This window comes from Micromonospora sp. NPDC003776 (assembly GCF_053605645.1).
The window spans coordinates 1-7,607 of the sequence record NZ_JBSGJR010000332.1 but is presented as its reverse complement, the minus strand read 5'-3'; the positions used below and the strand labels follow the sequence as shown (position 1 = coordinate 7,607).

General features: G+C 72.2%; 6 protein-coding genes. 5 read left to right on the top strand and 1 reads right to left on the bottom strand.

The window, feature by feature from the left end; translation table 11 throughout:
* Nucleotides 1-38: 38 nt before the first annotated feature.
* The 5 genes from ACWEVO_RS23715 to ACWEVO_RS23695 all read left to right on the top strand — a co-directional run bounded on the left by ACWEVO_RS23715 (nucleotide 39) and on the right by ACWEVO_RS23695 (nucleotide 5,962).
* On the top strand, nucleotides 39-995 hold the full coding sequence (locus ACWEVO_RS23715) for a carbohydrate ABC transporter permease (protein ID WP_452309716.1): 957 nt from the start codon (nucleotides 39-41) through the stop codon (nucleotides 993-995).
* Nucleotides 992-1,903, top strand: coding sequence for a carbohydrate ABC transporter permease (locus ACWEVO_RS23710; RefSeq protein ID WP_452309714.1), 912 nt, complete (start codon nucleotides 992-994; stop codon nucleotides 1,901-1,903). The genes ACWEVO_RS23715 and ACWEVO_RS23710 overlap by 4 nt, the downstream gene beginning before the upstream one ends.
* Nucleotides 1,900-4,119: an alpha-galactosidase gene (locus tag ACWEVO_RS23705; protein WP_452309713.1), complete on the top strand. Its 2,220-nt coding sequence runs from the start codon at nucleotides 1,900-1,902 to the stop codon at nucleotides 4,117-4,119. The genes ACWEVO_RS23710 and ACWEVO_RS23705 overlap by 4 nt, the downstream gene beginning before the upstream one ends.
* Nucleotides 4,120-4,315: 196 nt before the next feature.
* On the top strand, nucleotides 4,316-4,708 hold the full coding sequence (locus ACWEVO_RS23700) for a YciI family protein (protein ID WP_452309715.1): 393 nt from the start codon (nucleotides 4,316-4,318) through the stop codon (nucleotides 4,706-4,708).
* A gap of 66 nt (nucleotides 4,709-4,774) precedes the next feature.
* Nucleotides 4,775-5,962 carry an RNA polymerase sigma factor gene (locus ACWEVO_RS23695; protein WP_452309712.1) on the top strand — a complete coding sequence of 396 codons (1,188 nt, stop codon included), beginning with the start codon at nucleotides 4,775-4,777 and terminating at the stop codon, nucleotides 5,960-5,962.
* A 76-nt stretch (nucleotides 5,963-6,038) separates the two neighbouring features.
* On the opposite strand, the gene ACWEVO_RS23690 is transcribed toward ACWEVO_RS23695, so the two are convergent.
* Nucleotides 6,039-7,412, bottom strand: coding sequence for a cellulase family glycosylhydrolase (locus ACWEVO_RS23690; RefSeq protein ID WP_452309711.1), 1,374 nt, complete (start codon nucleotides 7,410-7,412; stop codon nucleotides 6,039-6,041).
* Nucleotides 7,413-7,607 lie beyond the last annotated feature (195 nt).

The following is a 7,607-nucleotide window of genomic DNA, read 5'->3' as shown; positions in this document are numbered from 1 at the left end:
GTTTGATCGTCAAATCCGCTGGGCGCGTCCCGCGTCACATCGTCGAGGTACGGCTATTTGCGCAGCTCAACACCGGCGAACGAGCGCTTGCCTCCACCGTCACGGGTGGTCGCGGCCGCCGGCTGCGGCTCCTCTCCCGCACCGACCGCGTGGTGATCACGCTGATGGTGCTCGTACCCCTGCTGCTGGTGCTGGGCCTGGTCTGGCTGCCGGCGCTGGCGACCGTGCTGCTCTCCGGCACCAGCTGGGACGGCATCGGCCCGCTCGGCGACATCGACTGGGTCGGGTGGAAGAACTACGACGACGTGGTGAACATCTACCCGCCGTTCGTGCCCGCGGTGCAGCACAACGTGCTCTGGCTGGCCGCGCTCTTCCTGGTGGCCACCCCGTTCGGCATGTTCCTCGCCGTACTGCTGGACAAGGAGCTGCGCGGGAGCCGGTTCTACCAGACCGCGCTCTACCTGCCGGTGGTGCTCTCGCTCGCGCTGATCGGCTTCGTCTGGCAGCTCATCTACAGCCGCGACCAGGGCCTGCTCAACGCGCTGCTCGGCGGGAACACCGACTGGTACGGCGACCCGCACGTGAACATCTGGGCGGTGCTGCTCGCCGCCGGCTGGCGGCACGTCGGCTACATCATGCTGCTCTACCTGGCCGGGTTGAAGGGCGTCGACCCGTCGCTGCGCGAGGCCGCGGCGGTGGACGGCTCCTCGGAGGTCAGCACCTTCTTCCGGGTGGTCTTCCCGGTCATGCGCCCGATCAACATCATCGTGCTGGTGGTGACGGTGATCGAGTCGCTGCGCGCGTTCGACCTGGTCTGGGTGGTCAACAAGGGCCGCAACGGCCTGGAGCTGCTCTCCGCGCTGGTCACCCAGAACGTGGTCGGCGAGGCCAGCCGGATCGGGTTCGGCTCGGCCCTGGCGACCATCATGCTGGTCGTCTCCCTGGCCTTCATCACCCTCTACCTCTGGACCGTCATGCGGGAGGAGAAGCGATGACCACCGCGACGCTGACCCGCGAGTCCCCGACCGCCACGCCGGGCAGCCGCCGCCGGCCACCGCGGCCCGCCCGGGTGGTCCTGCACCTGTTCCTGGGTACGGTGGCCGTCGGCTGGCTCTTCCCGATCCTCTGGGCGGTGCTGACCTCGCTCCGCTCGTACCAGTACACCGCCAGCCACGGCTACGTCTCGCTCGGCGGCTGGACCCTCGACAACTACGTCACCGCCTGGCGGACCGCCGAATTCGGCAAGCACTTCCTCAACTCCGTCTACATCACGGTGCCGGCGGTGCTGCTGACCCTCTTCCTCGCCTCCTGCGTGGCGTTCGTGATCGCCCGGTTCAGCTGGAAGCTCAACATCGCCCTGCTCGGCCTCTTCACCGCGGCGAACCTGCTGCCGCAGCAGGCCCTGCTGATCCCGCTGTTCCGGATGTTCACCGAGATCCCCCTGCCGGCCTGGATGAGCGACTCGGAGCTGCTCTACGACAGCTACTGGGGACTGATCCTGGTCAACGTCGCCTTCCAGTGCGGCTTCTGCGTCTTCGTGCTGAGCAACTACATGAAGGCGCTGCCGCACGAGCTGTACGAGGCGGCGATGGTCGACGGGGCGAGCGTCTGGCGGCAGTACTGGCAGGTCACCATGCCGCTGTGCCGGCCGGCCCTGGCCGCGCTGGCCACCCTGGAGGTGACCTGGATCTACAACGAGTTCTTCTGGGCGACCGTGCTGATGCGGACCGGCGACAAGTTCCCGGTCACCAGCTCGCTGAACAACCTGCGCGGCGAGTTCTTCACCGACAACAACCTGGTCTCGGCCGGCTCGGTGCTGGTCGCGATCCCGACCCTGGTGATCTTCTTCCTGTTGCAGAAGCAGTTCGTCCGCGGCCTGACGCTGGGAGCCTCCAAAGGATGACGATCGTCCACCTGCGCCGCGGGCGGACCAGCCTGGTGCTCGACGCGCGCGGCCCGGGGCTGCCCCGGGTCGTGCACTGGGGCGCCGACCTCGGCCCGCTGCCCGCCGGCGACCTGCCCGCCCTGGTCGACGCCACCATTGCGCCGGTGGTGCCGAGCAGCTTCGACGCGCCCACCGTCCTGTCGCTGCTGCCCGAGGCGAGCGCCGGCTGGAGCGGCCGGCCCGGCCTGGCCGGCCACCGCGCCGGCCGGGACTGGTCGAGTGCGTTCCGCCTGGTCGGCCTCGACGTGGTCGACGAACCCGTGGCGCCGGCGGCGAGCGGGCCGGAGACGTTAGGAGGGGCCCCTTTACCCGCACCAGGCGTTAACAGGGGACCCTTCCTTTCCACCGCCCGGGTGGCGGTGCGGGCGGTGGACCCGGGCGCCCGGTTGTCGCTGACCGTCGAGATCGCTCTCGATCCGGCCGGGTTGCTGACCCTGCGGCACCGGCTGCGCAACGACGGCGACGCCCCCTACGAGGTGCGGGAGCTGACCCCGGTGCTGCCGGTGCCGGCGGTCGCCACGGAACTGCTCGACCTGACCGGCCGCTGGTGCCGGGAACGGACGCCGCAGCGGCACCCGTGGCCGATGGGCGCGTGGGTCCGCGAGGGCCGGCACGGGCGTACCGGGCACGACGCCACGCTGCTGCTGGTCGCCGGCACGCCCGGCTTCGGCTTCGGGCACGGCGAGCTGTGGGCGGTGCACACCGCGTGGAGCGGCGACCACGTCACGGTGGCCGAGCGCCGTCCGGCCGGCGAGGCCACCCTGGGCGGCGGCGAGCTGCTGACCCCCGGCGAGATCGTGCTCGACCCCGGCGCGGAGTACGCCACTCCCCTGCTCTACGCCGTCCACTCCACCACCGGCCTGGACGGGCTCAGCGACGTGCTGCACACCCACCTGCGCGCCCGCCCGCAGCACCCGCGCGGCCCGCGCCCGGTCACCCTGAACGTCTGGGAGGCGGTCTACTTCGACCACGATCTGGACCGGCTCAAGGGTCTCGCCGACCGGGCCGCCGAGGTGGGCGTGGAACGCTTCGTGCTGGACGACGGGTGGTTCCGGGGCCGCCGGCACGACCGGGCCGGGCTCGGCGACTGGTGGGTCGACGACGACGTCTGGCCGGACGGGCTGCAACCGCTCATCGACCACGTACGCGAGCACGGGATGCAGTTCGGGCTCTGGGTCGAACCGGAGATGGTCAACCCCGACTCGGACCTGTTCCGGGCCCACCCCGAATGGGTGCTCCAGGCCCCCGGCCGGCTGCCCCCGGAGTGGCGGCACCAGCAGGTGCTCGACCTGGCCCACCCCGACGCGTACGCCCACCTGCTCGACCGGCTGGACGCCGTGCTGAGCGGGCACGACGGGATCGCGTACCTGAAGTGGGACCACAACCGGGACCTCACCGAGGCCGGGCACGCCGGGCGGCCCGGGGTGCACGCGCAGACGGTGGCGGTCTACCGGCTGCTGGACGAGCTGCGCGCCCGGCACCCGGGCGTGGAGATCGAGAGCTGCTCCTCCGGCGGGGCCCGGGTGGACCTGGAGATCCTGCGCCGGACCGACCGGGTCTGGGCCAGCGACTGCAACGACGCGCTGGAGCGGCTGTCGATCCAGCGCTGGACCGGCCTGCTGCTGCCGCCCGAGCTGGTCGGCACCCACATCGGACCGGAGCGTTCGCACACCACGCACCGGGTGCACGACCTGGGCTTCCGGGCGGTCACCGCGCTCTTCGGCCACCACGGCATCGAGTGGGACATCAGCGGGATCACGGCCGCCGAACGGGCCGAACTCGCCGCCTGGGTGGCGCTGCACAAGCGGCTCCGCCCGCTGCTGCACGGCGGCCGGGTGGTCCGGGTGGACCATCCCGACCCCGCCGTCCAGGCGCACGGCGTGGTCGCCCACGACCGTTCGCACGCGGTGTACGCGATCTCCCGACTGGCCACCTCGGCCGCCCAGGTGCCGGGAGCGGTCCGCCTGCCGGGGCTGGACCCGGCCCGGCGCTACGCCGTGCGCCCGCCGGCCGGGGTGCCGGAGCCGGCGGTGCTCCAGTTCACCGAGCCGGGCTGGCTGGCGTCCGGCGGCGGGGTGACGGTGAGCGGTTCGGTGCTGGGCGTCGTGGGGTTGCAGTTGCCCGCGCTGCATCCCGAGCAGGCGCTGCTGCTGGAGGTCGTCGCCGTCGGCTGAGGGCCGGCGATCCGGACCGCCCTCGGCCCGCACCCGGGACCGCCCGGGGAGCCCGCGACGGCCGACGAGGTGGGCATCAGCGGGATTTTCTGAGATTCTGCCCGGGCGGATGTCGAGGAGCGGGGTGGCGGCTTCTACCGGAGGGTGGAAGCACCGAGAATCGGTGCGCGGACGTGAGGAGCCAACCGTGAAGTACATGCTGTTGATGCAGTTCAGCGCCGCCGGGGCCGACTTCCCGTCGATCGACACCTGGACGCCGGAGGAGATCCAGGCGCACATCGGTTTCATGCGGGAGGTCAACGCGAAGCTCGCCGCCGACGGGGAGCTGGTGCAGGCCGAGGGCCTGGGCGGCCCCCAGCAGGCACGGATCGTCCGGGCCGGGGAGAACGGCGCCCCGGTGGTCACCGAGGGACCGTTCGCGGAGACCAAGGAGTTCCTCGCCGGCTGGTGGATCGTGGACTGCGAGACCGCGGAGCGGGCCGTGGAGCTCGCCGCCCACATCTCCACCGCGCCCGGTCCGGGCGGCCGCCCCCTGAACATGCCGATCGAGGTCCACCCGGTCATGTCGGCCCCGCCGCAGGAGTTGTGACCGCTGGCCGTTCCGGACCGTACCGTCGAGGACCTGCTGCGCGAGCTGGCGCCGCAGGTCCTCGGCGTGCTCGCCCGCCGGTTCGGTGACTTCGCCACCGCCGAGGACGCGGTGCAGGAGGCGCTGCTGGACGCGGCCACCCAGTGGCCGGCGCAGGGGCTGCCGGACATTCCGCGCGGTTGGCTCGTGCAGGTCGCGTACCGCCGGATGATCGAGCTGGTCCGGGCCGAGACGGCCCGCCGGGACCGGGAGGACCGGGCCGCCCGGCGCGAGGGCGACGACCGGCGGACCGCGCCGGCCGCGGACGAACCGCTGGCCGCGGACCGGGACGACACCCTGGTCCTGCTCTTCCTCTGCTGCCACCCGACGCTCTCCACCGGGTCGGCCATCGCGCTGACCCTGCGCGCGGTGGGTGGGCTCAGCACCGCCGAGATCGCCCGCGCCTTCCTCGTCCCCGAGGCCACGATGGCGCAGCGGATCAGCCGGGCCAAGCAGCGCATCAAGGGTTCCGGGGTGCCGTTCCGGATGCCCGAGGAGGCGGAACAGCAGACCCGGCTCGCCACCGTGCTGCACGTGCTCTACCTGATCTTCACCGAGGGGCACACCGCCAGCCTCGGCGCCGACCTGCGCCGGGTGGACCTGGCCGAGGAGGCGATCCGGCTGGCCCGGGCGATGCACGCGCTGCTGCCCGACGACAGCGAGGTGGCCGGGTTGCTCGCCCTGATGCTGCTCACCGAGGCGCGGGCCGCCGCGCGGACCGGCCCGTCGGGCGAGCTGATCCCCCTCGCCGACCAGGACCGCGGCCGGTGGGACGCGGCCGCGATCGCTGAGGGCACCGCGCTGGTCACCCGGGCGATGGCCCGCGGGCCGGTCGGGCCGTACCAGCTCCAGGCCGCCATCGCCGCGCTGCACGACGAGGCGCCCAGCGCCGAGCGGACCGACTGGCGCCAGATCCTCGCCCTCTACCAGGTGCTGGAACGGCTCGCCGGCAGCCCGGTGGTCTCGCTCAACCGCGCGGTGGCCAGCGCGATGGTGCACGGCCCGGCTGCCGGGCTGGACGCCCTGGCCGCGCTGGACGGCGACCCGCGGATGGCCGGGCACCACCGGCTCGACGCGGCCCGGGCGCACCTGTACGAGATGGCCGGTGACCGGGCGGCCGCGGTGGCCCACTACCGGGCCGCCGCCGGGCGGACCACCAGCCGCCCCGAGCACGATTACCTGCTGCTGCGGGCGGCCCGGCTGGCGGCCGGTTGATGCCCGGTCAGGTCCCGTACCCGGAACGGGGGTGGCCGGGTCCGTGCGGGCCCGGCCACCGGTGGTACGACCGCGGTCAGCTCGCGGTGCAGCTCACCGCGGGCACGGCGTTGCTGCCGTTCCAGCTGGCGATGAAGCCGAAGGTGGTGCTGGCGCCGGCGCCGAGCCGGCCGTTGTAGTCCACGTTGCGGGCGGTGTACGTCGAGCCGCTGCTGCTGATCGTGGCGTTCCACGACTGGGTGATCGTCTGGCCGTTGGCGAACGTCCACCTCGTCGACCAGCCGTTGATCGCGGCCGCGCCGGCGGTCACCTTCACCTCGCCCTGGAAGCCGCCCTGCCACGAGTTGACGATCGTGTAGCCGGCGGTGCAGCCCCCGCTGGGCGGCGGGGTGGTGGGCGGCGGGCTGGTCGGCGGGGCGGTCGTGGGCGGGGTGCTGGTCGGCGGCGTGCTGGTCGGCGGTGTGCCGGCGTAGACGGACGCCTCCTTCGCGGTGGCCTTGATCCCGTTGGCGCCGTTGAAGATCCGCTGGCCCCAGCTGGTCAGCTGGTTCGGGTCGAAGTTGGTGGCCATGTCCAGGTACTCGACGCCGCCGCCGTTGCCGCTCCACGACCAGCCGAGGTAGCCGATTCCGTTGGCCTGGCTGTAGGCCATGATGGTGTCCTCGTCCGGGTTGCCGTCGGAGTGGTTGAACCCGAACTCACCGACCACGATGGGCAGTCCGGCGCTGCGGAACCGGCCCAGGTAGTCGGTGATCTCCGCGGCGGTGTCGAAGACGCCGTACATGTGGATGGAGAAGACGGTGTTCTTCTGGGGGTCGGCGGTGAAGACCGTGGCGGCGTTGTCCCGCATGGTGAAGGACCAGTCCTGACCCCAGTTCGGGCCGTCGACCATGATGGTGTGGGTGAGGCCGCCCGCGCGCAGCCGCTTGATCGCGTTCGCGGTGTCCGTGGCCCAGGTCCCGTAGCCCTGGTTGCCGTACGGCTCGTTGCCGATGTTGACGATGACGTACTTCTCCTGGCCCTGGAGCGCACCGGCGATGCTCAGCCAGTAGTCGACCGCGCGGTCCAGGGTGATCGCGCCGCTCTGCTCGCCGTAGCCGGTGGTGTCGTGCACCTCCAGGACACAGATGAGCCGGTTGGCCTTGCAGAGCGAGATCACGTTGGCCACGTCGGCGGCGTCGTTCTTCGCCCAGCGGTCGCCGCTGGCCAGCACCACCCGGACGCTGTTCGCGCCGAGCTTCTTGATGTTGGCGAACGAGTTGGTCTGCTGCGGGTACCAGGTGTGCGCGTGGTTGACCCCGCGCATGACGAACTCGGTGCCGTTGGCGTCGTAGAGCCGCCCGTTCGAGACGGAGAACCCGGCGGCGGCGTGCGCCGGCTGCCCGAAGGCGAAGACGGCGGCGAGAACCGTCAGCAGGGCGGCGCCCGCGACGGAGAGCAACTTCTTCATGGCTGTCCTCAGGGAGGTCTCCCCCGGCCCAGGTGGGGGATGCGGTGGTGGTGACGAAGGCGGCTGAGCCCGACAGCCGCCGCCCGGCTCCCAGCGGACGCAGGCATCAGCGTAGGGCGATGGCCCGCGGAAGGCAACCGGTTAAGTTCGTCGATCTATGGAGCGGCGTCCTGCGGCGGCCCGTGTCGCCACGGG

Excerpts from the sequence above, each read along its gene's own strand:
- ACWEVO_RS23710 (WP_452309714.1), top strand. The coding sequence starts at position 992 with ATGACCACCGCGACGCTGACCCGCGAGTCCCCGACCGCCACGCCGGGC.
- ACWEVO_RS23705 (WP_452309713.1), top strand. The coding sequence starts at position 1,900 with ATGACGATCGTCCACCTGCGCCGCGGGCGGACCAGCCTGGTGCTCGAC.
- ACWEVO_RS23700 (WP_452309715.1), top strand. The coding sequence starts at position 4,316 with ATGCTGTTGATGCAGTTCAGCGCCGCCGGGGCCGACTTCCCGTCGATC.
- ACWEVO_RS23690 (WP_452309711.1), bottom strand. The coding sequence starts at position 7,412 with ATGAAGAAGTTGCTCTCCGTCGCGGGCGCCGCCCTGCTGACGGTTCTC.